Origin of the sequence: Pseudomonas sp. 32_A (assembly GCF_017490905.1) — a bacterium.
GTDB lineage: Bacteria > Pseudomonadota > Gammaproteobacteria > Pseudomonadales > Pseudomonadaceae > Aquipseudomonas > Aquipseudomonas inefficax.
Genome location: NZ_JAFGYI010000200.1, coordinates 1 through 513, shown reverse-complemented (window position 1 = coordinate 513; position 513 = coordinate 1). Strand labels below are relative to the sequence as shown.

Annotated in this window: 2 protein-coding genes; both read left to right on the top strand. The window is 66.9% G+C overall.

What is annotated here, in order from left to right:
* Positions 1–258: hypothetical protein (locus J5M58_RS26285; protein ID WP_207880267.1), on the top strand; the 258-nt coding region annotated here is incomplete at its 5' end.
* A gap of 74 nt (positions 259–332) precedes the next feature.
* A partial coding sequence (locus J5M58_RS26280) for a hypothetical protein (RefSeq protein WP_207880265.1) occupies positions 333–513 on the top strand: 181 nt, incomplete at its 3' end.

Sequence of the window (513 nt, the reverse complement as noted above, 5' to 3'; positions counted from 1 at the left end):
TTCAAGACCCTGCCGAAAGGCCGTTGCGCAGGCCACAGCGCGATCCCCGTTCAGGCGGGCGAAGCCCCTTACGCGCAAAAGTATCCGGTTGCACTGAAGCAGGCGGACCTGCAGCTCGATCTGACCGACGGCTGGTACAACCGCGGCTTCCAGATTCTCGAGCTCGCCGGCGCGGGCAAGCCGGCCCGGCTGAGCTACTTCCAGGTTGCGGGGGCGGACCCGACGCCGCTGCCGCTGTTCGCCGAACCGATGTCATGAACGGCGGGCAACGCCGGACGCCAGCCATGCCCGGCGCGCCGACCACCCTGCCGTTCGATCGCAAAGGAGCGCACATGAGCAGCCTCTATTCGATTCGCCCCGATTCGGGGTCCGAAAAAGTCGCGCTGGAACGCGTGTGGGACGGCAACAGCCCGCTCGCGAGCGGCTACACGAGCTTCGTCGCGTTGCCGCGCGCGGGCGGACCCGATCTGATCGCCTACAACAAGGCCACGCAGAAGACCGATGTCTATGCGC